The following is a 24779-nucleotide window of genomic DNA, read 5'->3' as shown; positions in this document are numbered from 1 at the left end:
TCCTAACCACGCAGATCGCGGCGTCGGAAGCCCATGACACCGAGGGTAACGAGTGCGGCGTCAATGGCCAATAGCCACAGCAGTGACGTGGCGGTGAAACCCGCGCCGACCCGGGGAATGTGGGCGAACGGTTCCAGGTCGAGCAACCATTGCGAGAACCCGGCCAACGAACCGATCAGGTATAGGGCGATGAATCCCACCAGAACACCCCAAGCCACGGGCGTGAATCGTGGTGCCAGGCCGAATAAGCCGACCGTCACCGCGGACAACAACCAGACTGCGGGCAGTTGCACGGCCGCGCTTGCCACCACGACAGCCACCTTGCCGCCGACGTCGCCGGCGGCGGCGCCGTAGACCAGGCCGCCGGCCAAACCGCTGACCAGCATCGCCACCGAGGATCCGACCAATGCCGCCAGCAGGTGGCTCGCCAGCCAGCGGGCTCTCGACACCGCACCGGCCAGCGTCGCTTCGGCGCGTTGGCCCGCTTCCTCCTGGTGCAATCGCAGCGTCAGCGAGACGGCGAATGCGGCGGCCGCCATCCCCATCATCGTGAACGCGACGGCGATGAAGGCCTCCTCCAAGGCGCTGGTACCGCCCATCCGGACGACGATGTCGCGGGCGGCGTCGCTGCCTCCGAGCTCGTCGCCGATGCCGTGCACCACACTGCCCATCAAGACGCCATACAGACACAGCCCCACGGTCCAGAGCAGGAGCGCACCACGGTCCAATCGCCAGGCCAGCCCGAACACATTGCCCAGCGCGGGCGCGGCCGAGCCGGGGCCGGGGCGTTCGGCAAAGAGCCCGGCACCGACGTCACGGCCGGCGAGCAGCCGGTATGCCACCGCGGTGAGCGCCACGGCTGTCGTCAGATGCAGCGTCAATACGGACCAGTGATCGCCGGCGTACGGCCGGACCTGCAAGGACCACCCCAGTGGCGAAAGCCACGACAGCGCACCGGAACCGGCGTCACCGACGGCGCGCAGCGTGAAGGCGGCCGCCAGAACCGCGAACGCGGCGCCGCGCGCGAACCGCGCGCTCGGGGACAGTTGCGCGGTCACCGCGGCGACGGCGGCGAACACCAGGCCGGAGCAGGCCAGCGCCGCACCGAACGCGAGCGACCCACCGGCGGGGACGTCGGTGGTGAGCAGTCCCGCCGCACCGATCACGCCGGTGGCGATGGAGGCCCCGAACGACAACAGCAGCGCGGCGGTGAGGCTGGCATAGCGGCCGACGGCGGTCGAGTCCACGAGTTCGGTTCGGCCCGCCTCCTCGTCGGCCCGGGTGTGCCGGATGACGGTCAGGATGACGGCCACCGCGATCAGCAGGTGGAACATCCCTGCCTTCCAAATGCCAACGGCGCCAAGGCTGTCGTTGTAGACCTGTCCGTAGAGCGCGCGCTGCGCCGGGCTGGCCATGATGGAAGCGGCGAAGCCGGCCCGGGCGGCCTGGGTGGGGTAGACCTTTTCGATGCTGCCGACGTACACCGTTGCCAGCGGCACCGACAGCAGGAACACCCACAGCGGCAGCGAGATTCGGTCGCGGCGCAAGTAGAGCCGCAGCATCCCCAGCGTTCCGGCGAAGTTCGAACCGCGTTGCGGCGCGGGGTACGCCGGGCGGTTTGAGCGATCCAAGGTTGCGGTGCTCATGATGCGGAAACCTGGTCCGCCGTGTCGTAGTGGCGCAGGAAGAGTTCCTCGAGCGTCGGCGGCTGGCTGACGAGGCTGCGCACGCCGGCGTCGCCGAGTGCCCGGATGAGTTCCCCGAGGCTTTCGCCGTCGACCTGAGCGCGCAGGATGGTGCCCTCGACGGTGACGTCCTCGACCCCCTTGATGCGAGTGAGGTCCCCGGGATCGCCGGTCATTTCGGCCTTGATCGAGGTGCGGCTGAGATGCCGCATCGAGTCCAGGGTCCCGCTCTCGACGGCTTTGCCGGCCCGGATGATGGTCACCCTTTCGCACAGCGCTTCGGTCTCGGCGAGGATGTGACTGGACAACAACACCGTCGCGCCGCGGTCGCGCGCCTCGGCAACGCACTGCTGAAAGACGTTCTCCATCAAGGGGTCCAGGCCGCTGCTGGGCTCGTCCAACAGCAAAAGGCGGGCCCGCGACGAGAAGGCGGAGATCAGCGAGACCTTTTGCCGGTTGCCCTTCGAATAGGTCCGCGCCTTCTTGTGTGGATCGAGGGCGAAGCGCTCGATCAGCTCGTCGCGACGCTTGCGGTCGATGCCGCCGCGCATCCGGGCCAGCAGGTCGATGGTCTCACCACCGGTCAGCGTCGGCCACAGCGTGACATCGCCGGGCACATAGGCGATCTGGCGGTGCAGGGCGACCGCGTCGGTCCACGGGTCGCCGCCCAGCAGCCGCACGCTGCCGCCGTCCGCCTTGACCAGACCCAGCAGGATGCGGATGGTCGTCGACTTCCCGGCGCCGTTGGGGCCGAGGAAGCCGTGCACTTCGCCTTCGCCCACGGTGAGGTCCAGGCCGTCCAGCGCCCGCACCGCTCCGAAGTTCTTTGTCAGATGGTGAATTTCGATGGGCGCGATCTTGTCAACTGGCATGGTTTTCTCCTTGATCATCTGCGGCCAGGAATGCGTCATACATGGTGCGGTCGACCATCAGTCCTTCGGTGTAGATCTCGAGCGCGGGCAGGATCATGTCTCTGGAGTAGTCACGCAGGACCGCGCGCAAATCGGTTGGTGTGTCGTGCATCTGCAGATAGAGCAGGAAGCCCCCGCCTCCGGTGATGCCGAGATACTTGGCCCTGGCTTTCGGATCGCGGCTGGGCTTGATCGTCCCGGCCCGCACGCCTTCCTCCATGTACTCCTCGGCGTTGTCGATCATCCTGCGCCACAACATCTTCGCGAGGTCGCCACCGGTCTGCATGCTGCGTACCAGGTACGCCATCATCGGGGCGTAACTCTCGATCTCGGCCATTTGCGCGAACCAGGTTGCCGGGTCGTTCGACCTGATCGTCTCGGACTTGCTGTTGCGGATCTCGTCGGCGATGTAATCGTCACACGCCTTGCGCAGTCCCTCCTTGGAGCCGAAGTGGTGAATGACCAGCGCGGCGCTCACCCCCGCCGCCTCGGCGATCGCGCGCAGCCCCACGCCGAACCCGGACTCGCCGAACTGCTCGATGGCCGCGTCCCGGATCCGGGCGGCGGCGGTCAGGTCGGCTGAACGCATGTTCAGGACATTAAACGCACGTTCAGTCTCAAGTCAAGGAGGTAGCGAGTCAAGAATTCATAAAGGCGATCGCAAGCGCGGCGTCGCCGGGCGCGGCGGGTCGCCACCATCGGGTCAGTGGCGATCGCAAGCGCGGCGTCGCCGGGCGCGGCGGGTCGCCACCATCGGGTCAGTGGCGATCGCGAGCGCGGCGTCGCCGGGCGCGGCGGGTCGCCACCGCCAGATCAGTCGCGCACGGCGGCCAAAATGCCGTCGCCGAGCGGAACCAGGGCCGGGGTGAGCCGCTCGTCCTCGGCGATGAGTCGCGCAGCTTCCCGCACCGCGACCACCTCGGCGTCGCGGGCGGCGGGATCGCCGGCTCGCCCGCCGAGGGCCGCGCGGTGTACCACGATGACGCCGCCGGGTCGCAGCAGCCGCACGCCCTCGACGACGTAGTCCGGCTGGTCAACCGGGTCCGCGTCCACGAACACCAGGTCGTAGGACTCGTCGGCGAGGCGGGTGAGGACATCTTGGGCCCGGCCGCTGATCAGCCGGGTGCGCGACGGCCCGATGCCGGCTTCGGAGAAGGCTTGCTTGGCGAGCCGCAGATACTCGGGCTCGATGTCGATCGTCGTCAAGACGCCGTCGTCGCTCATGCCGGAGAGCAACCACAACCCACTGACCCCGGCGCCGGTGCCCACCTCCGCGACGGCCTTCCCGCCGCTGAGCTTGGTCAGCAGGCTCAGCAGCGCACCCACCGCGGGCGTCACCGCGCCCGCGCCGATGTCCACGGCACGCTCGCGAGCGGCCGCCAGCAACGAGTCTTCGGAGATCGACCCCTCGGCGTGCGCGAACAGGGATTCGGCTCGACTGGGCGCCGGCTGGCCGGGGGTTTCTGCGTCGGTGCCGTCCATGCCCGCAGCGTATTCCACTTCGGTGCGCACCCCGGCATGGCGCGCCTAAGCTGCACCGTTACGACACGCCCGGCGAGGTCGCTGCGTTTAAGCTCACGCCGCGGCGGATATCTCCTGGACAGCGCTGGTAACGATACGGTTTCTCAGCCTCAGCTCAGACTGTTCATATACCGCACATACGCCGATACGCGACGGTGTCCCTATGGATCGCGGAGCGCGTGCGCACGGGAATACGGACTGGCGGCTACGTGTTGCCGCCGGTGACGATTTGTCGCTCTTCGGCAGGACGGATTCGGAGGATTCGATCATCACCACGCTTTTGGGCCCGACCAGCATGCCGCACGCGCAGGACTGCCCCACGGACGAGTGGGTGGAGGCGTCCGACGGCTTGCAGGGCACCGCGGTATTCGACGCGACCGGGGACAAGTCCACGATGCCCTCGTGGGACGAGTTGGTGCGTCAGCATGCCGACCGGGTATACCGGCTGGCCTACCGCCTCTCCGGCAATCAGCACGACGCCGAGGACCTCACCCAGGAGACCTTCATCCGGGTGTTCCGGTCCGTGCAGAACTATCAGCCCGGAACGTTCGAAGGCTGGTTGCACCGCATCACCACCAACCTGTTCCTCGACATGGTCCGCCGGCGCGCCCGGATCCGGATGGAGGCGCTGCCCGAGGATTACGAGCGGGTGCCCGCGGACGAGCCCAACCCCGAGCAGATCTACCACGATTCACGGCTCGGGCCGGACCTGCAGGCGGCTTTGGATTCGCTGCCGCCGGAGTTCCGCGCCGCCGTCGTGCTGTGCGACATCGAAGGCCTGTCCTATGAGGAGATCGGCGCGACGCTGGGCGTGAAGCTCGGGACCGTACGCAGCCGCATCCACCGCGGACGTCAGGCGCTTCGCGACTACCTGGCCGCCCATCCAGGCGCCGGCCGGGGTGCACTGCACGCGGAGCCGGCGTAGCCGGCGAACTCCCGAATCGACACAGCGGGTCGCCGCCCGGATGTGAGCCAGCGGTTTTGTGGTCTTGAGATGCGCTATTGCGCACCCCTCGCGCTACATTCGAGGGGTAGGCGCTACGAAAGGACCCGGTGATGCCCGATCGAGGAGGACATCTCTTCCGCCGCGCGTTCTCCTGGCTTCCCGCACAGTTCGCCTCCCAGAGCGATGCGCCCGTCGGCGCGCCGCGCCAGTTCGGTTCGACCGAGCACCTTTCCGTCGAAGCCATCGCGGCGTTCGTCGACGGTGAGCTGCGGATGAACGCGCACCTTCGGGCGGCGCACCACCTGTCGCTGTGCCCCGAGTGCGCGGCCGAGGTCGACGATCAGAGCCGGGCCCGTGCGGCGCTGCGCGACTCGCATCCGATCCGTATACCCAGCACGCTGCTCGGAATGCTCGCTGAGATTCCCTATGATTCGCCCGATGACATGACCACCAGGTCGTCCGACCGTTTTGCTGAGCGCGACGCCCGTGAGCAGCGCAAGCGTCCGTAGCTCGACACCCTCTGGCCGAACTCCCCATGGTTGATCCCGCCGACTTTTGCGCACCCCGCCCGCGCGCTCATGGGCGGCCGGCGCCGAACCGTGGATACTAGGGTGGACACGGCCACGCCGGTGTCGGGTATATCGCCCGGTGAAGGGCCTGTCTCGAGCGCTCAAGAAGAGGATCCAAAGGGGTAACGTGACCTCCGATCAAGGCAACGACAGCGGCAAGAACAGCGGCAACCGCTTAGCGCCGCGCCCCATCTCCCGTCCGCCGGTCGACCCCGCATCGCGTCAACTGTTCAGCCGTCCCGACGGGCTGCGCGGATCCTTCGTGGCCGACCGCGTCCGCCCGCAGAAGTATCGCGAACAGACCGACTTCCGGCCGCACGAAGAACCGGCTGATCCGGTCCTGCAGGAGGCGTTCAGTCGCCCGGTCGGCAGTCCCGACTCGCTGCAGCGCCACCCGGTCGACGCCGGTGCGCTGGCGGCGGAGAAAAACGGTGCCGAGACGGACGAGCTCGACGATCCCTGGCGAGACCCGTCGGCGGCCGCGGCGCTGGGCACTCCGGCCGTCGCCCCATCGGGGCCGCGAGGGCCGCGGGGCTACGGCGGCAAGCTCGGCGTGCGCGACGTGCTCTTCGGCGGCAAGGTGTCCTACCTGGCGCTGCTGGTCTTGCTGCTGATCGCGCTGCTCATCGGGGTGATCGGCGGGGTGGTCGGCCGCAAGACGGCCGAGGTCGCCGAGGCGTTCACCACCTCGAAGGTGACGCTGTCGACCAACGGCAACGGTGAAGGGCCGGCGGGTCGCTTCGCCAAGGTGGCCGCGGCGACCGCCAACGCGGTGGTGACCATCGAGTCCAAGAGCGACCAGGAGGGCTTGCAGGGCTCCGGCGTGGTGGTCGACGGTCGCGGCTACATCATCACCAATAACCACGTGATCTCCGAGGCGGCCAACAACCCCAGCCAGTTCAAGACGACCGTCGTGTTCAACGACGGCAAGGAAGTGCCCGCCAATCTGGTGGGGCGCGACCCCAAGACCGACCTTGCCGTGCTCAAGGTCGACAACGTCGACAATCTGAGCGTGGCCCGGTTCGGTGACTCGGACAAGGTGCGCGTCGGCGACGAGGTCCTTGCGGCGGGTGCGCCGCTCGGTCTGCGCAGCACCGTGACCCACGGCATCATCAGTGCGCTGCACCGTCCCGTCCCGCTATCGGGCGAGGGCTCCGACACCGACACCGTCATCGACGCTCTGCAGACCGACGCGTCGATCAATCACGGCAACTCCGGAGGCCCGCTGATCGACATGGATTCGCAGGTGATCGGCATCAACACCGCGGGTAAGTCCTTGTCCGACAGCGCAAGTGGGCTGGGTTTCGCGATTCCGATCGACGAGGCGAAGACGGTGGCCGACACGCTTATCAAAGACGGCAAGATCGTGCACCCGACGCTCGGCATCAGCACCCGGTCGGTGAGCAACGCCATCGCCTCCGGCGCCCAGGTTGCCAACGTGAAGGCGGGAAGCCCCGCGCAGAAGGGCGGCATCCTGGAGAACGACGTCATCGTCAAGGTCGGTAACCGCGGGGTCGCCGACTCCGACGAGTTCGTCGTCGCCGTGCGCCAGCTGACCATCGGCCAGGACTCACCGATCGAGGTAGTCCGCGACGGCCGGCATGTCACCCTGACCGTCAAGCCCGACCCCGACGGCAGCTAAATGTTCGGCAGCCTGAGCTGGGAGCACATCCTGGTCCTCGTCGTGGTCGGGCTGGTGGTCCTCGGGCCGGAGCGACTTCCCGGGGCCATCCGCTGGACGTCGACCGCGCTGCGGCAGGCCCGGGACTACCTCAGCGGGGTGACCACCCAGCTGCGCGAAGACCTCGGGCCCGAGTTCGACGATCTGCGCGTTCCGCTGAGCGAATTGCAGAGGCTGCGGGGGATGACGCCGCGCGCCGCGCTGACCAAGCACCTGCTGGACGGCGACGATTCCTTCCTCACCGGGAACTTTGACAGGCCGGGCCCGGCGGTCAATGGGGTGCCCGCCGCTCCGTCGGAGCCGTCGACAGCGCCCCAGACGCACGCCCCGGGACCGGCACCCTTCGACGCCGACGCGACCTAGCGCGGCGATCGCAGCGCGCAGCGAAGCCGGGCGATGGGTCGCCCCGTGGCCTAGCGCCGCGTCGGATCGAGCCCGAGCGACACGCCTGCCAATCCGCGCCGTCGCGACGACAGGTTGTCGGCCACGCTGCGCAGTTCCTTGCCCGCCGGGGAGTCCGGCGCGCTCAAAACGATCGGGGTCCCCGAATCGCCCGCGGCCACCAACGCGGGGTCCAGCGGGATCTGACCCAGCAGCGGCACGTCGGCACCGACCGCGCGGGACAACCGTTCGGCCACCTGACGGCCGCCGCCCTCGCCGAACACCTGCATCGTCGAGCCATCCGGCAGCGTGAGGCCCGACATGTTCTCCACCACGCCGGCGATGCGCTGCCGGGTTTGCATCGCGATGCTGCCCGCCCGCTCGGCGACCTCGGCGGCGGCCAGCTGCGGCGTCGTCACGACCATGAGCTCGGCGCTCGGGATCAGCTGAGCCACCGAGATGGCGATGTCGCCGGTGCCCGGCGGCAGATCCAGCAACAGGACATCCAGGTCGCCCCAGTAGACGTCGGCCAGGAACTGTTGCAACGCCCGGTGCAGCATGGGCCCGCGCCACACCACGGGTGTGTTGCCCTCGGTGAACTGGGCGATCGAGATGACCTTCACCTCGTGGGCGATCGGCGGCAGGATCATCGACTCGACCTGGGTCGGGCGGTCGGTGGTGCCCATCATGCGGGGGATGGAATGGCCGTGGATGTCGGCGTCGAGTACGCCGACGGACAGTCCACGGGCCGCCATCGCGGCGGCGAGGTTGACCGTGACGGTGGACTTGCCCACCCCGCCCTTCCCGGACGCGACCGCATAGACCCGCGTCAGCGAGTTCGGCTGGGCGAAGGGGATGACGGGCTCGCGGGCGTCGCCGCGCAACTGCTTGCGCAGTTCGGTGCGCTGCTCGTCGTTCATCACGTCGAGGGTGACTTTCACGGCCCCGGTGCCTGGAACGTCGGAGACGGCCTGGGTGACCCGCTCGCTGATTTCGGTCTTCTTCGGACAGGCGGCGGTGGTCAGGTAGATCGCCACGTGCACGCCGCCGTCGGGCTCGGTGTCAATGCTCTTGACCATTCCGAGTTCGGTGATCGGGCGCCGTAACTCGGGGTCGATCACCTTCCCCAGTGCGGTGCGGATTGCTGCGCTCAGGTCGGCAGTGTCATGAGGGGACATCACCGCCGAGTGTAGGCGCGTGACGTTGTCGGCTGGTCAGCCGCCCGTAGCGGGACCCGGCTGCTTCGGCGCCGCCGCGTTTGGCGGGCCGGCCGGCTTGGGCGCCGGTGCGGCCGGGGGTGCAACGGCGGGCGGGGCCGCCTGCGGGTCCGGGGCAGGCGGTGGGCCCTGCGGCGGGGGGGGGGGTGGGGCCTGCGGCGGCGCCCACGGTGGGGCGGCGGGCGGCGGGTTCTGGGAGCCGACGCAGATCACCGTGCAGCCGGGCTGCCGCGTCGGGGCCTGCTGTTGGGTGGGGGTCATCCACGGGAACATCGGCGGTGGACCGGCGCTCTGCGGTTGGCCGAGGTCGATCAGCGGCACGCGCGCCAGGGGATCGTCCACCGGCAGCCCGTTGACGTTCATCGGCAGGTTGGGGCCGAGTCCCTCGGGGTGCTCGAGGAAGCCGTCGCCGAGCGGAGGCGGCGGACCCGTCATCGGAGGCAGGTCGACCGGAACCACCCCGGTGGCGTACGCCGAGGCCCAGCCCAGCACGTTCTGCGCGTAGGCCATCGAGTTGTTGTAGCGAAGGATCGCGGCCATCACTTGCGACGGGTCGCGGAGATTGAGGCCGCCGCTGCACAGGTAGCGGGCCGCCGCCAGGGTGGAGTCGAACAGGTTCTGCGGATCGGCCACGCCGTCGCCTTTGCCGTCGGACGCGTATCGCGCCCAGGTGCCCGGCAAGAATTGCATCGGTCCCATCGCGCGGGCATAGGTGGGGCGGTTGCCGGTGCTGCTCTGCAGGATGACCTCGTTGCCCGGCAGCGTGCCGTCCAACGAGGGGCCGTAGATCGGGACGACGGCGGTGCCGCGCGCGTCAACGGCGCCGCCGCCCGCATGCCCCGACTCGATGCGTCCGATCCCCGCCAGCAAGTTCCAGCTGACGCCGCAGTTCGGGGCGGCCACGGCCATCTTTTGCTCGGCACTGCGATAGGCCGCCAGCGCGATGCTCGGGATGCCAAGCGCCCCAGGCGCATTCACGATCATCGCTGGCGGTGGTGCCGACAAGGCGGGTTCGGCTACGTGGAAAGCGGCCGGGGAACGGTCGATGGGGACGACGGCGGGCCCGGAGAGGTCGGGGATGCTAGGGGACACCGCGGCCACCGGGGTGATGTTCGCGTGCACCGGAGGGAGTTTTTCGGGAAGCGAAGGCGCCGCTCCGCTCACTGCTCCGGCGAAAATCAACGGGGTGATGGTCGCGACCCCGAACGCACGCGTGCGTGTTACCTGAAGTGCTCGTTGCCGCTCCGCCGCGGCGGCCGGGTGTGCACCCCGGCGTCCCCCTATGCGCACTCGACCGTCCTAGGTATGTGAGCTGGTCAACTGCTTCTCAGCCGTGAACTAGATCACCATACATAACTCTTGTGACCAGAGTGGCGCAATGGTCGGAACTGATTACGCCCCTATTTCCTTGCGTTTCGGTCGACGCTGTCACCGCCCTGCGCCGCCTCAAAGCCCTCGGATTCGATGTCCAAATTCGCCAGCAGCGAGCGTAGGTCCTCGAGCTCGTGACGCAGATATTCGCGGGTCACGACCTCACCGACCGCCAGTCGCACGGCTGCGAGTTCGCGGGCCAGAAACTCGGTGTCGGCCTTGGTCTGCGCGGCGCGATGGCGATCCTGTTCGAGCGCGACCCGATCGCGATTTTCCTGACGATTCTGGGCGAGCAGAATCAGCGGCGCCGCGTAGGCGGCCTGCGTGGAGAAGGCCAGGTTGAGCAGGATGAAGGGGTACGGGTCCCACCGCAGACTCACCGCGGACAGGTTCAGCGCAATCCAGGCCACCACGAGGATGGTCTGCACCAGCAGGTAGCGGCCGGTGCCGAAGAAGCGTGCGATCGACTCGGTGATCTGGCCGACGGCCTCGGGGTCGAGGCGAGGCGAGTACCTGCGCGACGTCCGCGGGGTGTAGAGCCGGCGCGGGGTCGAGGACGTGCTCACGCGGATCCTCCCAGTTCTTCGAGCCGGCCGGTGACGTCGAGCGCCTGCACATCGACCCGCCAGTCGTGCGGCAACAGGTGATCGAGAAGATCGTCCACCGTCACCGCGCCCAGTAGGTGGTTCTGGTCATCGAGGACCGGTCCGCACACCAGGTTGTAGGCGGCCAGGTAGCGGGTCACCGCCCCCAGCGGCGTTTCCGGCGTCAGGGTGAGCAGGTCGTTGTCGACTATCCCACCGACCAGCGCCGCCGGTGGTTCGCGCAGCAGCCGCTGCAGCTGCACACAGCCCAGGTACCGCCCCGTGGGTGTGGACGTGGGCGGGCGCACCACGAACACCATGGACGACAGGGCGGGGGTGAGGTCGGGGTCGCGGACCCGGGCCAGCGCCTCGGCGACCGACGTGTCGGGTGTCAGCACCACCGGATCCGACGTCATCAGGCCGCCCGCGGTGTCGGGCGAATGTGCCAGCAGCCGACGTACCGGGGCCGACTCGCCCGGGTCCATCCGGGTCAGGAGCATCTCGGCGTCGGTCGGATTCAGCACGCCGAGCAGGTCGGCGGCGTCGTCGGGATCCATCTCCTCGAGCACGTCGGCCGAGCGTTCGGTGCCCAGCTCGGACAGCACGTCGGCCTGGTCCAGCTCGGGCAGTTCCTGCAGGACATCCGCCAGCCGGTCGTCGTCGAGCGCTTTGAGCACCTCGTAGCGCCGCTTGGGCGGCAGCCCGCGGATGGCGTCGGCCACATCGACCGCCTTCCAGCCCTCGAACTGGTTCAGCAGCTGCGCCACCCCCTGGCCCGGCAGCGCCAGCGCCGACGGGGTGAGGCCCTGCACGTTTTGCCAATCCACGACGTGCACGGGGCCGCGCCGGCCCAGCCGCCGCTGACTGCGGACCGCTACCCGGCTCACCATCCAGTCGCGGGTGCGCATTTGTTCGATGCCCAGGTCGGTGACGACGACATCGAGACCGGCCAGCTCGGGCAGCGCGGGGTCGTTGACCCTGACCTGAGTGTCGAGCACCTGGCCGATCGCCAGCACCTCGCCCGGACGCTGTTCGAAATGGCGCAGGGACACGCTGCCGGTGTTGAGCGTGACCGCCTCAGGTTCGATCGAGGTAACCCGGAGCATCGGGATGAAGATGCTGCGCCGCGTCGCCAAATCGACGACCAACCCCAGCACGCGCGGCTGCTGACGCACGATGCTGATGCTGATCACCACATCGCGGATCCGGCCGAAGGACTCGCCGAGTGGACCCAGCACCAACATCCGCGAGAGCCGGGCGATGTAGACCCTGTTGACCGATGCCATGGGGAAAGCCTAGGCAGCGCCGGGCGGCAGGGCAGATGGCGGCGGTGTTCGCTCGCTTACGCGATGGTGCTAACGCGAGTGCATCGCGAATATCGCGAAGATCAGGCCCACCACCAGGGTTGCGACGCCGATGACGATGCCGGCGACCGCGAGGCCGTAGCCGTCCTGCTGGGTGCGCTTGATCTGATTGAGCGCGACCACTCCCATCACGATGCCCGCGATCGAGCCGAGGCAGCAGCAGAACACACCGGTGAACGACGAGATGAGCGACGCGATAGCGAGCTTGTTCGTGCCCGGCTTGAGTCCGCTCGGCAACCCGTAGCCGCCCAGGTAGTCCGGCGCGGGGTAGTAGCCGCCCGGATAAGACGGTGGCCCGTAGCCGGCGGGCGGCCCGCCGAATTGCGGAGGCACCGGCTGGTACGGCGGCGGGCCGTAGCCCGGCGGCTGTTCGTAGCCCGGCGGCTGCCCGTATCCGGGTGGCGGCGGCGGGTATTGGCTCCCGTAACCCGGGTGGTGCTCGGTGGGATACGCCGGCGGCGGATAGGCCGGGGGCGGATATTCCGGCGTCGGCGCCGATGCGGGCGGCTCCCACGGCGCCTCGGGCTGTTCCGGAGCCCCGCTGCCGGCGGGCGTCGGTTTGGCCTGGTCATCGTGGGCGCGTTCGCCGAAGTCATCGCCGGGCGCTGTCATGCTGTTCAACCTAGCCGATGCTCAAGTGCGGGATTGGTGGCGAATCGCCGCGGACCTGCGGACCGCGGGGTCTTGTCTTCGCAGGTTGGCGTGCGGTCGCTGGATAGGCTATGAGGGCCCGAGATGTGACCTCGGCCAGGGCGGAGCAGAATGAGCACCAATGACTAGTCCTTTCCAGCCCGGTCAAGTTCCAGGCGCCACGCCCGCCGGTGCGGCGGCCGCCCGGCGCGGCGTGCCCTCGTTACCGACCCCGCCCAAGGGCTGGCCGGTCGGCTCCTATCCGACCTACGCCGAGGCGCAGCGAGCCGTCGACTACCTTTCCGAGCAACAGTTCCCGGTGCAGCAAGTGATCATCGTCGGCGTCGACCTTATGCAGGTCGAACGAGTGACCGGTCGGCTGACGTGGCCAAAGGTTCTCGGCGGCGGTGTGCTCAGCGGGGCCTGGCTGGGCTTGTTCATCGGGCTGGTGCTCGGGTTCTTCAGCCCGAATCCGTGGGCTGCGCTGGCCACCGGCCTGGTCGCCGGTGTCTTCTTCGGTTTGATCACCTCCGCGGTCCCGTACGCGATGGCCCGTGGCACAAGGGATTTCAGCTCGACCATGCAGCTGGTGGCCGGCCGCTACGACGTGCTCTGCGATCCGCAGAACGCGGAGAAGGCACGGGATCTGTTGGCGCGCTTAGCGATTTGAGGCCGCGCGCGAGAGGTGTGAATCGGTGGTGAAACGTCCCGGGCGCCTGCGCCGGATGGGCGTCATCGCGCTGGCGACGGTGACCACCACGGCGGCGCTCTCTAGCTGCGGGTCCGCCGGAAACGGGCTGGTGATCACTTTCTTCACGCCGGCCACCGACTCGGCCACGTTCACGGCGGTGTCACAAGAGTGCACCAGGCAATCGCGGGGACGGTTCACCGTCCAGCACGTGAGCCTGCCGCGGGGTCCCGGGGAGCAGCGAGTGCAGCTGGCGCGGCGGCTGAGCGCCCATGACCGCGGGCTGGACGTGATGGCGCTGGACGTGGTGTGGACCGCGGAGTTCGCCGAGGCGGGCTGGGCGCTGCCGTTATCCGACGACCCCGAGGGGCGGGCCGACGCGGACGCCGCCGTTGACACGTTGCCCGGCCCGCTGGCGACGGCCCGCTGGAAGCACAGGCTGTATGCCGAACCCGTCATAACCAACACGCAATTGCTTTGGTACCGGCCCGATTTGGTGAGCCAACCGCCGCAGGACTGGGATGCGATGGTGGGCGAGGCCGCCCGGTTGCACGCCGCGGGTCAGCCCGCCTGGATCGCCGTGCAGGCGAACGAGGGTGAGGGCCTGGTTGTGTGGTTCAACACGCTGCTGGTGAGCGGCGGAGGTCAGGTGCTCTCCGAGGACGGCCGCCAGGTCACGCTGACCGACACGCCCGCACACCGGGCCGCGACCGTCAACGCGCTGCGCATCCTCAAGTCCGTCGGTACCGCCCCCGGGGCCGACCCGTCGATCAGCCGGACCGATGAAGGCACGGCGCGCCTGGCGGTCGAACAGGGCAAGGCCGCATTGGAAGTCAACTGGCCGTATGTGCTGGCCTCCATGCTGGAGAACGCGGTGAAGGGCGGTGTCCCCTTTCTGCCGCTGAACCGCGACCCGGCCCTGGCGGGCAGCATCAACGACGTCGGGACGTTCGTGCCCAGCGACGAGCAGTTCCGCATCGCCTACGACGCCAGCCGGCGGGTCTTCGGATTCGCGCCGTATCCCGGTGTGGCGCCGGGCCGGCCAGCCAAGGTGACGCTCGGCGGGTTGAACCTCGCCGTGGCCAGCACTACCCGCCACCGTGCGGAGGCCTTCGAAGCCGTGCGCTGCCTGCGCAGCCTGCAGAGCCAGAAATACGTTTCGATGGCGGGTGGCCTGCCCGCGGTCCGGACGTCGTTGTACTCCGACCCGCAATTCCAGACCAAATATCCGATGTACACGATCATTCGGCAACAGCTCACCGATGCCGCCGTGCGGCCGGCCACGCCGGTGTATCAGGCGCTGTCGCTACGGCTGTCGGCGGTGCTGAGCCCGATCGCCGAAATCGACCCGGAGCGGACGGCCGACGAACTCACCGCGCAGGCGCAGAAGGCCATCGACGGCAAGGGGCTGTTGCCGTGACCCGCGCCGGCGACGATGCAGTGGGGGTACCGCCCGCTCGCGGGGGAGAGCGACGCTGATGACCGTAGCCGCCGCGCCACGCCCTCGGGCCCGAAACCAGCTGCCGGAACGGCGACTTGCCTTTGTGCTCGTCGCGCCTGCGGCGATCCTGATGCTGGCGGTGACGGCCTACCCGATCGGCTATGCGGTGTGGCTGAGCCTGCAGCGCAACAACCTCGCCACCCCCAACGACACCGCATTCGTCGGGTTGAGCAACTACCAAACGATCTTGACCGACCGCTATTGGTGGACCGCTCTGGCCGTAACCCTGGGAATAGCAGCGGTTTCGGTGTCGCTCGAGTTCGTGTTGGGCCTGGCGCTGGCACTGGTGATGCACCGCACGTTGGTCGGTAGGGGCCTGGTGCGCACCGCGGTGCTCATTCCGTACGGCATCGTCACCGTGGTCGCGTCCTACAGCTGGTACTACGCTTGGACGCCGGGAACCGGCTATCTGGCCAACCTTCTGCCGCAGGGCAGCGCCCCCCTGACCGCCCAGATCCCGTCGCTCGGCATCGTCGTCCTGGCCGAGGTTTGGAAGACGACCCCCTTCATGTCGCTGCTCCTGCTGGCCGGGCTGGCGCTGGTGCCCGAAGACTTGCTGAAGGCCGCCCAGGTCGACGGCGCCGGGCCGTGGCGGCGGCTGATGCGCATCACCCTGCCCATCATCAAGCCAGCGGTGGTGGTCGCGTTACTCTTCCGAACGCTGGACGCCTTTCGCATCTTCGACAGCATCTACGTGCTGACCGACGGCGCCAACAACACCGACTCGGTGTCAATCCTGGGTTACGACAACCTTTTCAAGGGGTTCAACGTCGGATTGGGCTCGGCGATCAGCGTGCTCATCTTCCTCTGTGTGGGCATCATCGCGCTGGTCTACATCAAGGCGTTCGGCGCCGCGGCGCCCGGTGGTGACGTCGATGGCCGCTAACAAAGCGGGCCCCGGGCGGGCCTGGGCCGGCTGGGTCCTGCTAGACACCGTGGTGGTGGTGTACGCACTGGTTCCGGTGTTGTGGATCCTCAGCCTCTCGCTCAAGCCGACGTCAACGGTCAAGGACGGCAAGCTGATTCCGTCGTCGGTGTCCCTCGAGAACTACCGTGGCATCTTCCGCGGTGACTTGTTCAGCTCGGCGCTGGTCAACTCGATCGGGATCGGGTTGATCACCACCGCGATCGCGGTGGGGCTCGGCGCGATGGCGGCCTACGCGATCGCCAGGCTGAACTTCCCGGGCAAGCGGATGCTGATCGGTGCCACCCTGCTGGTCACCATGTTCCCGGCGATCTCGCTGGTCACCCCGCTGTTCAACATCGAACGCTTCGTCGGCCTGTTCGATACCTGGCCCGGGCTGATCCTGCCCTACATCACGTTCGCTCTGCCGCTCGCCATCTACACGCTGTCGGCGTATTTCCGGGAGATTCCGTGGGATCTGGAGAAGGCGGCGAAAATGGACGGTGCCACACCGGCCCAGGCGTTCCGCAAGGTGATCGTCCCGCTGGCCGCGCCCGGGGTGGTCACCGCGGCGATTCTGGTGTTCATCTTCGCCTGGAACGACCTGCTGCTTGCGCTGTCGCTGACCGCCACCAAGGCGGCGATCACCGCCCCGGTGGCCATCGCGAACTTCGGTGGCAGTTCGCAATTCGAGGAACCCACCGGGTCGATCGCGGCCGGTGCCGTCGTGATCACGGTCCCGATCGTCCTCTTTGTTCTAATCTTCCAACGAAGAATCATCGCCGGGTTGACCTCCGGCGCTGTGAAGGGATAGCGCGATGGCCGAGATTGTGCTGGACCATGTCACCAAGAGCTACCCGGACGGCGCCACCCCGGTAAAAGACCTCAGCATCACCATCGCCGACGGCGAGTTCCTGATTCTGGTCGGCCCGTCGGGGTGCGGTAAGACGACAACGCTGAACATGATTGCCGGCCTTGAGGACATCTCGTCGGGCGAGCTGCGCATCGGTGGCGAGCGCATGAACGAGAAGGCGCCCAAGGATCGGGACATCGCGATGGTGTTCCAGTCGTACGCGCTGTATCCGCACATGACCGTGCGGCAGAACATCGCGTTTCCGCTGACGCTGGCCAAGATGAAGAAGGCCGAGATCGCCCAGAAGGTCGAGGAGACCGCCAAAACCCTTGACCTGACTGAACTGCTCGACCGCAAGCCCTCCCAGTTGTCGGGCGGGCAGCGACAGCGGGTCGCGATGGGCCGGGCGATCGTGCGCCACCCCAAAGCCTTCTTGATGGACGAGCCGCTGTCCAACCTGGACGCCAAGCTGCGCGTCCAGATGCGCGGCGAGATCGCACGGCTGCAGAAGCGGCTGGGCACCACGACCGTCTACGTCACCCACGACCAGACCGAGGCCATGACGCTGGGAGACCGGGTGGTGGTGATGCGCGGCGGCGTCGCGCAGCAGATCGGCACCCCCGACGAGCTCTACGAACATCCCGCCAACCTGTTCGTCGCGGGGTTCATCGGCTCGCCGGCCATGAACTTCTTCCCGGCCACGTTGACGCCCACCGGGCTGACGCTGCCGTTCGGGGAAGTGGTGGTGACACCGGAAGTGCAACGGGCGATCGCCCGGCACCCCGCGCCGGAGAACGTCATCGTCGGGGTACGGCCCGAGCATCTGCACGACGCCGCTTTGATCGATGGATACCAGCGCATCCGGGCGCTCACCTTCGAGGTGAAGGTGGACTTGGTTGAGTCGCTGGGTGCCGACAAGTTCGTCTACTTTTCCACCGCGGGGTGGGCGGCGCACTCAGCCCAGCTCGACGAGCTGGCCGCCGCCGCCCACGCACACGAAAACCAGTTCGTGGCAAGGGTTCCCACGGAGTCCAAAGCGGCAATGGGGCAGTCTCTCGAGCTCGCGTTCGACACCGCGAAGCTCGCCGTTTTCGACCCCGGCACCGGGGCGAACCTGACCAACGCGGCGTCTGGGTAGCGGTGAGTGGGATCCTGGACCGGGTGCGGGCCCACCTGCGCCGCCATTTCGCCGGCGCCGAGCCCGATTCGGCGAGCGTGACATTCCTGGGCACCGAACCCATTGAGGTACTGCGCTTCCGCGGGACCGACGGGCTGCTGCACTACGTGTCGCTGGGCTGTTCGCGTTATCCGATGACCGACCCGACACAGATCGTCGATGACCGGACGCGGGGCCCGCGCGCCGAAGTCGTGCTGAGCCTGCGGAATCCGGGGCCGGTCAGCGGAATTGCCCGCAGCCTGGCGGTATTGGCCGCGACACCGGCCGTCGAGGGGTTGGTGCTGACCGCCGACGCGTTGGTCGATCTCGGCTCGCCGCTGTGGACGCGACCCGCGGGGCGAGTGCCGTTCACCGCGGTGTTGTTGGGCCCCAGCGACATCGACGATCTACCGCTGGAACCGCCCCGCGACCCGGTGCGATTCCTCGCGGCGACTCCCATCACCGCGACCGAAGCGGCGTGGGTGCGGTTGAAGGGCGCCGAAGCCATGCGACAGGCGTGGCAGAACGACGGCGTCGATGTACTGAACCCGAATCGCTCTGCCGCGCAACCTAATTGATCGAGCGGCTAGAGCCAGTTGAGCCTGCGGAAGCTGAAGTACAGGGTCAGGCACGCGGTGGCCATTATCCCGACCACCACCGGATAGCCCCAGTGCCACTTCAGCTCAGGCATGAACTCGAAATTCATGCCATAGATGCCCGCGAACATGGTCGGCACCGCGACGATGCCGGCCCAGGCCGATATCTTGCGCATATCGGAGTTCTGCTGCATGCCCACACGGGCCAATGCCGCCTGTATGAGCGAGTTGAGCATGTCGTCGTAGCTGTTGATGTGGTCCGCGGCCTCGGACTGGTGGTCGGCGACGTCGCGCAGGTAGCGCCGCACTTCTTTGGAGATCAGGTCCTTGTTTTCTACCTGCATTCGGTGGAACGCGCCGGACAGCGGGTTGACGCACCGGCGCAGTTCGACGACCTCGCGTTTGAGGAGATAGATCGGTTCGACGTCGAGCTTGCGGCCCGGCGCAAACGCCACCTCCTCGATGCTGTCGATGTCGGACTCGACCAGGCCGCTCACCTCGAGGTAATGGTCGACCACGTCGTCGGCGATGGCGTGCATCACCGCGTACGGTCCCAGGCGCATCTGCTCCGGGTCGGCTTCCATGCGCTTGCGCACCTCCGATAGCCCGCCGTGTTCACCATGGCGGACGGTGACCACGAAGTCCTTGCCAACGAAGACCATGATCTCGCCGGTTTCGACGATCTGGCGGGCCTTCGTCACCGATTCGTGCGCGACGTAGGTAACGGTCTTCAAGACAAGGAACACCGTGTCGTCGTACCGCTCAAGCTTGGGCCGCTGATGCGCGCAGACCGCGTCCTCGACGGCCAACGGGTGCAGCCCGAAAACGTCCGCGACGTCCTGCATCTCGGTTTGGTCGGGTTCGCGCAGGCCGACCCAGACGAACGCTTCGTGTCCGAGCATTTCGATCTGGCGCACCTTGTCCCGGGCCGCGGCGTAGCTGAATTTCCCGGGCAGCCGGTGGCCGTCGGCGTAGACGGCGCAGTCGACCAACGTCTCGTTGGGGGAGTGGGGTGGGGGATCGGGATGCGGCGGACGCGGCTCGTGGGCGAGCGGCCGAAGCGCTTCGGGCAATGCGTCAAAACCCTGGAACACATCCACCTCCGATCGCTGCGCAGGTCTGACCGGGCGGTGCTTCATGCTACGCGCCCTGGCTTCGCAAAGCGCGCCGATCGGAGCGCGGCGGAGTGGGCCGGGTGTCGGACCGGAGGTTGGCAGCCGAGAGGGGTGCGCTAGTTTCGTGCCGAGACCCGAATCTGCATGACTATCTCCACAAGGAGCATTTCGACGTGAGCGCAAGTCCTCTCAAGGTCGCCGTCACCGGCGCCGCCGGCCAGATCGGCTACAGCCTGTTGTTCCGCCTGGCGAGCGGTGCACTGCTGGGCCCCGACCGCCCGATCGAGCTGCGGCTGCTCGAGATCGAGCCGGCGCTCAAGGCGCTCGAGGGCCTCGTGATGGAGCTGGACGACTGCGCGTTCCCGCTGCTGTCCGGGGTGGAGATCGGTGCGGACGCGAACAAGATCTTCGACGGCGCCAACCTCGCCCTGCTGGTCGGCGCCCGCCCGCGCGGCCCGGGCATGGAGCGCAGCGACCTGCTGGAGGCCAACGGCGCGATCTTCACCGCGCAGGGCAAGGCGCTGAACTCCGTCGCCGCCGACGACATCCGCATCGGCGTGACCGGCAATCCGGCCAACACCAACGCGCTGATCGCGCTGAGCAACGCGCCCGACATCCCGAAGGAACGGTTCTCGGCGCTGACCCGTTTGGACCACAACCGGGCCATATCGCAGCTGGCCAAGAAGACCGGCGCGAAGGTCACCGACATCAAGAAGATGACGATCTGGGGCAATCACTCCGCCACCCAGTACCCCGACATCTTCCACGCCGAGGTGGGCGGCAAGAACGCCGCGGAGGTCGTTGGTGACCAGAACTGGATCGAGAACGACTTCATCCCGACCGTGGCCAAGCGCGGCGCGGCGATCATCGACGCGCGCGGTGCCTCCTCGGCCGCCTCGGCCGCGTCGGCGACCATCGACGCCGCCCGCTCGTGGCTGCTGGGCAGCCCGGACGGTGACTGGGTGTCGATGGCGGTCTACTCCGACGGCTCCTATGGCGTGCCGGAGGGAATCATGTCGTCGTTCCCGGTGACCACCAAGGACGGCAACTGGTCGATCGTGCAGGGGCTGGAGATCGACGACTTCTCCCGCAGCCGCATCGACAAGACCACCGCCGAGCTGGTCGACGAGCGCAACGCGGTGACCGAGCTGAAACTGATCTGACGCCACCCGGCCGTCGCGAAACGTCACCCCGCGCAGATTAGGCCTACTAATCGGTAGTCAGTACCCTGGGGCGCGTGTCCGAGTTGATTGAATCGATACAGATACGCGCCGAACAGGGCGCGATCACCGACGCGGAGATCTTCGAGGCACACGTAGGCGGCAAGCTTTCCGTAGGCCTGACGGCCCCCCTGGACACCCAGCGGGCATTGTCGATCGCCTACACCCCGGGTGTGGCGCAGGTCAGTCGCGCGATAGCCGCCGATCGCGCCAAGGCCGCCCGGTACACGTGGGCGAACCGGCTGGTCGCCGTCGTCAGCGACGGCAGCGCCGTGCTGGGCCTCGGCGACATCGGCCCCGCCGCGTCGCTGCCGGTGATGGAGGGCAAGTGCGCCCTGTTTCAGGCGTACGGCGGGCTGAACGCGATCCCGATCGTGCTGGACACCAAGGATCCCGACGAGATCGTCGAAACCCTGGTGCGCCTGCGCCCGACGTTCGGCGCGGTCAACCTCGAGGACATCTCCGCTCCGCGCTGTTTCGAGATCGAACGGCGCGTCATCGAAGCGCTGGACTGCCCTGTGATGCACGACGACCAGCACGGGACGGCGATCGTCGCGTTGGCCGCACTGATGGGCGCCACCAAGTTGCTCGGCCGCGACATGACGTCGCTGCGGGTAGTGGTTTCCGGCGCCGGGGCAGCGGGTGTCGCGTGCACGAATCTCCTTCTGGCGATGGGTGTTTCCGACATCACCGTGCTGGATTCGCGGGGGATCCTGCACACCGGGCGCGGCGACATGAACAGCGTGAAGAGTGTTCTGGCGCAGCGCACGAACCCTGACGGTCTCACGGGAAGCATGGCGGAAGCGCTGCGCGGCGCCGATCTGTTTCTCGGGGTCTCGGGTGGTGTGGTGCCCGAGGAGATGATCGCCACGATGGCGCCCGACGCGATCGTCTTCGCGCTGTCCAACCCCGATCCGGAGATCCATCCGCAGGTGGCGGCCAAGTACGCCGCGGTGGTGGCCACCGGCCGCAGCGACTTCCCCAACCAGATCAACAACGTGCTGGCCTTCCCCGGCGTTTTTCGGGGGGCGCTGGATGTCGGGGCGCGCCGGATCACGGAAAAGATGATGGTCGCCGCGGCCGAGGCGATCTTCTCGGTCGTGAGCGACGACCTGGCGTTCGACCGGATCGTCCCGAGCCCGCTGGACCTGCGCGTCGGGGATGCGGTCGCCACGGCGGTGGCCCTGGCCGCGGACCCCGCAGACATCGCGGGGTGAGGACCGGCTGGCTGGCGGTGCCGCTGCTCGCCGCCCTACTCGTTGTGGCGGGTTGCGGGACCGACACCGGCGACCACCGCGCCCGTCCGGAACTGGTGGTCGGCTCCGGGACGGATCCCGAGTCGGCGCTGCTGGCCGGCGTCTACGTGGCCGCGCTGCGGTCCTACGGTTTCGCGGCGCGCGCCGAGACCGCCGACGATCCGATGGCGCGCCTGGACTCGGGCGCGTTCACTGTCGTCCCGGCCCTGACCGGCCGCAAGCTGGAGAGTTTGCAGCCCGGCACGGTGGCGATCTCCGACGCGGATGTCTACCGCGCGATGGTGGCCGCGCTGCCCGAGGGAGTCGCCGCGGGCGACTATACGACCGCCGCGGAAGACAAACCCGTGCTGCTGGTGACGGGAGCCACCGCCAAGGCGTGGGGCGGCAGCGATGTCAGCGCCGACTTGAGCACGCTGCCGAAGCACTGCGCCGGCCTGGTCGTGGGCACCGTCACCGGCCGTCGGGCCCCGTCGAGCGTGGGCACCTGCCGGCTTCCCGCTCCGCGCGAATTGCCCGATGAGGCAACGATGTTCGCCGCGGTTCGGGCCGGGCAGCTGACCGCGGGGTGGACGACGACCGCCGACCCCGGCCTCCCCGCCGACCTCGTCACGCTCGTCGACGGCAAACCCGCTCTGATCCGGGCCGAGAACGTGGTGCCGCTGTATCGCCGCAACGCGCTGAGCGATCGGCAGCTGCTGGCGATCAACGAGGTCGCCGGCGTGCTGGACACGGCGGCCCTGGTCGACATGCGCCGCCAGGTGGCCGGTGGAGCCGACCCGCAGGCGGTCGCCGGCGGGTGGTTGGCGGAGCATCCGCTGGGGCGGTAAGGCGGGCGTCAGCGCTTGGGCATGAGCTGGTGTACCACCTGCTGCACGCGTGCCATGACCGGCCCGCCCAGCAGCCGCTCAGGTCTCGAACCGGTCAGCCGAACCACCAGGTCCATCGCCTTCACGTCCGGTCCGACCAGCACCCTGGCCTTGTTCTTCTGCACGGCGCCCAGGATGATCTGGGCCGCCCGCTGTGGTGTGGTCTTGGCCTGCTGTTCCTCGAACTTCTCGGCCAGGCCGTCCTGGTCGAGCCCGTCGGCGAAGATGGCGTTGCGGGCGAACCCCGTCTTGACCCCGCCCGGGTGCACCGTCGTGACCCGCACCGGATGGCCGGCCCGCACCATCTCCTGTCGCAGCGCCTCGCTGAATCCGCGTACCGCGAACTTGGCGGAAACGTACGCCGCCTGGCCGGGAGCCGAAAACAGACCGAGCGCGCTCGAGACGTTGATGACGTGGCCGTCGCCGGAGGCGATCAGGTGCGGGAGGAATGCCTTCGTGCCGTTCACGACGCCCCAATAGTCGACGTCCATCACCCGTTCGATGTCCTCGAACCGGCTGTCTTCGATGGATCCGACGAACGTGATGCCGGCGTTGTTGTAGACCTGGTTGACCCGCCCGAAATGCTCGCCGACCGCGTCCGCGTAGGCCAGAAAAGCCTCGCGCTCGGTCACGTCGAGCCGATCCGCCTTGACTTCCGTTCCGATCGCCTTCAACTGCGCCTCGGTCTCGGCGAGACCGTCGACGCCGACGTCGCTGATCGCGAGCCTGGCACCCGCGCGCCCCAGTTCGAGCGCCAATGCCTGGCCGATCCCCGAACCCGCGCCGGTCACCACAGCGACCTTGCCGGCGAACCCATGCATGCGTACTCCCTCGTGATGGCGTGCTGCGTCAGGCTATCCGTTACCGGCGGCCATCACTGCTTGGGCATCAGCCGGCCCATGACGGGCCCGAAGAGCTGCTGATATCCGGGGCCGGTCAGCCGCACCAAGGCGTCCAACACCTTGGCGTCCGTGCCGACCAGGACCCGGGCCTTCTTCTTGCGCACGGCCTCCAGGATGATCTGGGCGGCTCGTTGCGGGCTGGTCTTGGCGAGCCGTTTGTCGAACAGGCTGGCCAGCTGGGCCTGGTCGAGCCCCTCGGCGGCGGTGGCATTGCGGGCGATCGCGGTCTTGATGCCGCCGGGGTGGACCGTGGTCACCGCCACCGGGTGTCCGGCCGCCACCATTTCCTGTCGCAGCGCCTCGGTGAATCCCCTGACCGCGAACTTGGCCGAGTTGTAGGCCGCCTGCCCGGGCACCGAGAACAACCCGAACACGCTGGAGACGTTGATGACGTGGCCGTCGCCGGAGGCGATCAGGTGCGGCAGGAATGCCTTGGTGCCGTTGACCACGCCCCAGAAGTCGACGTCCATCACCCGTTCGATGTCCTTGAACTGGCTGACTTCGACGTCACCGGTGAAGGCGATGCCGGCGTTGTTGTAGATCTGGTTGACCTTGCCGAAGTGCTCCTTGACCGCGTCGGCGTAGGCCAGGAAAGCCTCGCGCTCGGTCACGTCGAGCCGGTCCGACTTGACCTCGGCACCGATCGCCTTCAGCTGCGCCTCGGTTTCGGCCAGGCCTTCGACGTCGACGTCGCTGATCGCGACCTTGGCGCCCGAGCGGGCCAGCTCAACGGCCAGCGCCCGTCCGATGCCCGAACCCGCGCCCGTCACCACGGCCACCTTGCCGGCGAACCCCTGCATGAGCACCCTTCCTTGTCGGCTCGTTTGCGTCGAGGCTAGCCGGTACCAGCGGTCACTCGTAC

At 68.1% G+C, this 24779-nt stretch carries 25 protein-coding genes; 13 read left to right on the top strand and 12 right to left on the bottom strand.

Annotated elements, in window-relative coordinates; all coding sequences use genetic code 11:
* Positions 1 to 2: 2 nt before the first annotated feature.
* The 4 genes from A5773_RS23795 to A5773_RS23780 form a co-directional block, all read right to left on the bottom strand.
* The gene (locus A5773_RS23795) at positions 3 to 1646 is read right to left on the bottom strand and encodes an ABC transporter permease (protein ID WP_156744944.1); all 1644 of its coding nucleotides are present in this window, start codon (positions 1644 to 1646) and stop codon (positions 3 to 5) included.
* Positions 1643 to 2557, bottom strand: a complete 915-nt coding sequence (locus tag A5773_RS23790; protein WP_067793079.1) for an ABC transporter ATP-binding protein — start codon at positions 2555 to 2557, stop codon at positions 1643 to 1645. Before A5773_RS23790 ends, A5773_RS23795 begins: the two co-directional genes overlap by 4 nt.
* The gene (locus A5773_RS23785) at positions 2547 to 3185 is read right to left on the bottom strand and encodes a TetR/AcrR family transcriptional regulator (RefSeq protein WP_066952900.1); all 639 of its coding nucleotides are present in this window, start codon (positions 3183 to 3185) and stop codon (positions 2547 to 2549) included. Before A5773_RS23785 ends, A5773_RS23790 begins: the two co-directional genes overlap by 11 nt.
* Positions 3186 to 3409: 224 nt before the next feature.
* On the bottom strand, positions 3410 to 4078 hold the full coding sequence (locus tag A5773_RS23780) for an O-methyltransferase (RefSeq protein ID WP_067793073.1): 669 nt from the start codon (positions 4076 to 4078) through the stop codon (positions 3410 to 3412).
* A 202-nt stretch (positions 4079 to 4280) separates the two neighbouring features.
* Here A5773_RS23780 and sigE point away from each other — a divergent pair, with 202 nt between their 5' ends.
* From sigE to tatB, 4 genes are all read left to right on the top strand, one after another.
* Complete coding sequence (sigE, locus tag A5773_RS23775; protein WP_066952902.1) at positions 4281 to 5042, top strand: RNA polymerase sigma factor SigE; 762 nt, start codon at positions 4281 to 4283, stop codon at positions 5040 to 5042.
* Between the two features lie 131 nt (positions 5043 to 5173).
* Positions 5174 to 5572 carry an anti-sigma E factor RseA gene (gene rseA / locus A5773_RS23770; protein WP_066952904.1) on the top strand — a complete coding sequence of 133 codons (399 nt, stop codon included), beginning with the start codon at positions 5174 to 5176 and terminating at the stop codon, positions 5570 to 5572.
* A 187-nt stretch (positions 5573 to 5759) separates the two neighbouring features.
* Positions 5760 to 7274: a S1C family serine protease gene (locus A5773_RS23765; RefSeq protein WP_066952905.1), complete on the top strand. Its 1515-nt coding sequence runs from the start codon at positions 5760 to 5762 to the stop codon at positions 7272 to 7274.
* Complete coding sequence (tatB, locus tag A5773_RS23760) at positions 7275 to 7676, top strand: Sec-independent protein translocase protein TatB (protein WP_066952906.1); 402 nt, start codon at positions 7275 to 7277, stop codon at positions 7674 to 7676. It begins immediately after the preceding gene.
* Positions 7677 to 7726: 50 nt separating this feature from the next.
* Here the strand turns inward: tatB and A5773_RS23755 are convergent, their stop codons facing one another.
* The 5 genes from A5773_RS23755 to A5773_RS23735 form a co-directional block, all read right to left on the bottom strand.
* Entirely contained in the window at positions 7727 to 8872 is a 1146-nt protein-coding gene (locus tag A5773_RS23755; protein ID WP_156664263.1) for an Mrp/NBP35 family ATP-binding protein, read from the bottom strand.
* Positions 8873 to 8908: 36 nt separating this feature from the next.
* On the bottom strand, positions 8909 to 10201 hold the full coding sequence (locus A5773_RS23750; RefSeq protein WP_067792906.1) for a lytic transglycosylase domain-containing protein: 1293 nt from the start codon (positions 10199 to 10201) through the stop codon (positions 8909 to 8911).
* A gap of 110 nt (positions 10202 to 10311) precedes the next feature.
* Positions 10312 to 10848: a DUF1003 domain-containing protein gene (locus A5773_RS23745; protein ID WP_067792903.1), complete on the bottom strand. Its 537-nt coding sequence runs from the start codon at positions 10846 to 10848 to the stop codon at positions 10312 to 10314.
* Positions 10845 to 12152, bottom strand: a complete 1308-nt coding sequence (locus tag A5773_RS23740; protein WP_066952913.1) for a magnesium transporter MgtE N-terminal domain-containing protein — start codon at positions 12150 to 12152, stop codon at positions 10845 to 10847. Before A5773_RS23740 ends, A5773_RS23745 begins: the two co-directional genes overlap by 4 nt.
* 69 nt (positions 12153 to 12221) lie before the next feature.
* On the bottom strand, positions 12222 to 12842 hold the full coding sequence (locus A5773_RS23735; RefSeq protein WP_066952915.1) for a DUF4190 domain-containing protein: 621 nt from the start codon (positions 12840 to 12842) through the stop codon (positions 12222 to 12224).
* Positions 12843 to 13002: 160 nt separating this feature from the next.
* Between A5773_RS23735 and A5773_RS23730 the strand changes: the two genes are divergently transcribed.
* From A5773_RS23730 to A5773_RS23705, 6 genes are read left to right on the top strand one after another with little or no spacing between them, the layout of a single operon-like run.
* Complete coding sequence (locus A5773_RS23730; RefSeq protein WP_066952917.1) at positions 13003 to 13530, top strand: general stress protein; 528 nt, start codon at positions 13003 to 13005, stop codon at positions 13528 to 13530.
* A gap of 55 nt (positions 13531 to 13585) precedes the next feature.
* Entirely contained in the window at positions 13586 to 14968 is a 1383-nt protein-coding gene (locus A5773_RS23725; RefSeq protein WP_369817402.1) for an extracellular solute-binding protein, read from the top strand.
* Positions 14969 to 15026: 58 nt separating this feature from the next.
* Entirely contained in the window at positions 15027 to 15935 is a 909-nt protein-coding gene (locus A5773_RS23720) for a carbohydrate ABC transporter permease (protein ID WP_066952921.1), read from the top strand.
* Complete coding sequence (locus A5773_RS23715) at positions 15925 to 16767, top strand: carbohydrate ABC transporter permease (RefSeq protein ID WP_067793070.1); 843 nt, start codon at positions 15925 to 15927, stop codon at positions 16765 to 16767. Before A5773_RS23720 ends, A5773_RS23715 begins: the two co-directional genes overlap by 11 nt.
* A 4-nt stretch (positions 16768 to 16771) precedes the next feature.
* The gene (locus A5773_RS23710) at positions 16772 to 17944 is read left to right on the top strand and encodes an ABC transporter ATP-binding protein (RefSeq protein WP_067792897.1); all 1173 of its coding nucleotides are present in this window, start codon (positions 16772 to 16774) and stop codon (positions 17942 to 17944) included.
* 2 nt (positions 17945 to 17946) lie between these two features.
* Entirely contained in the window at positions 17947 to 18540 is a 594-nt protein-coding gene (locus tag A5773_RS23705) for a suppressor of fused domain protein (protein WP_067792894.1), read from the top strand.
* 8 nt (positions 18541 to 18548) lie between these two features.
* Here the strand turns inward: A5773_RS23705 and corA are convergent, their stop codons facing one another.
* Entirely contained in the window at positions 18549 to 19652 is a 1104-nt protein-coding gene (corA, locus tag A5773_RS23700; protein WP_066953044.1) for a magnesium/cobalt transporter CorA, read from the bottom strand.
* A gap of 194 nt (positions 19653 to 19846) precedes the next feature.
* Here corA and A5773_RS23695 point away from each other — a divergent pair, with 194 nt between their 5' ends.
* The 3 genes from A5773_RS23695 (at position 19847) to A5773_RS23685 (ending at position 22976) form a co-directional block, all read left to right on the top strand.
* On the top strand, positions 19847 to 20836 hold the full coding sequence (locus A5773_RS23695; protein ID WP_067792892.1) for a malate dehydrogenase: 990 nt from the start codon (positions 19847 to 19849) through the stop codon (positions 20834 to 20836).
* A 74-nt stretch (positions 20837 to 20910) separates the two neighbouring features.
* Entirely contained in the window at positions 20911 to 22110 is a 1200-nt protein-coding gene (locus A5773_RS23690; protein ID WP_066952931.1) for an NADP-dependent malic enzyme, read from the top strand.
* Entirely contained in the window at positions 22107 to 22976 is an 870-nt protein-coding gene (locus A5773_RS23685) for a glycine betaine ABC transporter substrate-binding protein (protein WP_067261983.1), read from the top strand. Before A5773_RS23690 ends, A5773_RS23685 begins: the two co-directional genes overlap by 4 nt.
* A gap of 8 nt (positions 22977 to 22984) precedes the next feature.
* Here A5773_RS23685 and A5773_RS23680 read toward each other — a convergent pair whose 3' ends face one another.
* Together A5773_RS23680 and A5773_RS23675 are read right to left on the bottom strand one after the other, a co-directional pair.
* A complete protein-coding gene (locus tag A5773_RS23680) occupies positions 22985 to 23836 on the bottom strand; it encodes an SDR family oxidoreductase (RefSeq protein WP_066952935.1) in 852 nt (283 codons plus the stop codon).
* 53 nt (positions 23837 to 23889) lie between these two features.
* Positions 23890 to 24717, bottom strand: coding sequence for an SDR family oxidoreductase (locus tag A5773_RS23675; RefSeq protein ID WP_066952937.1), 828 nt, complete (start codon positions 24715 to 24717; stop codon positions 23890 to 23892).
* Positions 24718 to 24779: the final 62 nt, after the last annotated feature.

The organism is Mycobacterium sp. 852014-52450_SCH5900713, from assembly GCF_001667075.1.
In the GTDB taxonomy this organism is placed as follows: Bacteria; Actinomycetota; Actinomycetes; order Mycobacteriales; family Mycobacteriaceae; genus Mycobacterium.
The sequence above is the reverse complement of the archived record's forward strand: the minus strand, read 5'-3'. Positions and strand labels throughout refer to the sequence as shown.

Coding starts and splice junctions, on each gene's coding strand:
- A5773_RS23680 (WP_066952935.1), bottom strand. CDS start 23,836: ATGCATGGGTTCGCCGGCAAGGTCGCTGTGGTGACCGGCGCGGGTTCG.
- A5773_RS23730 (WP_066952917.1), top strand. CDS start 13,003: ATGACTAGTCCTTTCCAGCCCGGTCAAGTTCCAGGCGCCACGCCCGCC.
- A5773_RS23755 (WP_156664263.1), bottom strand. CDS start 8,872: ATGTCCCCTCATGACACTGCCGACCTGAGCGCAGCAATCCGCACCGCA.
- A5773_RS23735 (WP_066952915.1), bottom strand. CDS start 12,842: ATGACAGCGCCCGGCGATGACTTCGGCGAACGCGCCCACGATGACCAG.
- tatB (WP_066952906.1), top strand. CDS start 7,275: ATGTTCGGCAGCCTGAGCTGGGAGCACATCCTGGTCCTCGTCGTGGTC.
- A5773_RS23795 (WP_156744944.1), bottom strand. CDS start 1,646: ATGAGCACCGCAACCTTGGATCGCTCAAACCGCCCGGCGTACCCCGCG.
- A5773_RS23675 (WP_066952937.1), bottom strand. CDS start 24,717: ATGCAGGGGTTCGCCGGCAAGGTGGCCGTGGTGACGGGCGCGGGTTCG.
- A5773_RS23725 (WP_369817402.1), top strand. CDS start 13,586: ATGGGCGTCATCGCGCTGGCGACGGTGACCACCACGGCGGCGCTCTCT.
- A5773_RS23790 (WP_067793079.1), bottom strand. CDS start 2,557: ATGCCAGTTGACAAGATCGCGCCCATCGAAATTCACCATCTGACAAAG.
- A5773_RS23780 (WP_067793073.1), bottom strand. CDS start 4,078: ATGGACGGCACCGACGCAGAAACCCCCGGCCAGCCGGCGCCCAGTCGA.
- A5773_RS23785 (WP_066952900.1), bottom strand. CDS start 3,185: ATGCGTTCAGCCGACCTGACCGCCGCCGCCCGGATCCGGGACGCGGCC.
- A5773_RS23715 (WP_067793070.1), top strand. CDS start 15,925: ATGGCCGCTAACAAAGCGGGCCCCGGGCGGGCCTGGGCCGGCTGGGTC.
- rseA (WP_066952904.1), top strand. CDS start 5,174: ATGCCCGATCGAGGAGGACATCTCTTCCGCCGCGCGTTCTCCTGGCTT.
- A5773_RS23740 (WP_066952913.1), bottom strand. CDS start 12,152: ATGGCATCGGTCAACAGGGTCTACATCGCCCGGCTCTCGCGGATGTTG.
- A5773_RS23710 (WP_067792897.1), top strand. CDS start 16,772: ATGGCCGAGATTGTGCTGGACCATGTCACCAAGAGCTACCCGGACGGC.
- A5773_RS23720 (WP_066952921.1), top strand. CDS start 15,027: ATGACCGTAGCCGCCGCGCCACGCCCTCGGGCCCGAAACCAGCTGCCG.
- sigE (WP_066952902.1), top strand. CDS start 4,281: ATGGATCGCGGAGCGCGTGCGCACGGGAATACGGACTGGCGGCTACGT.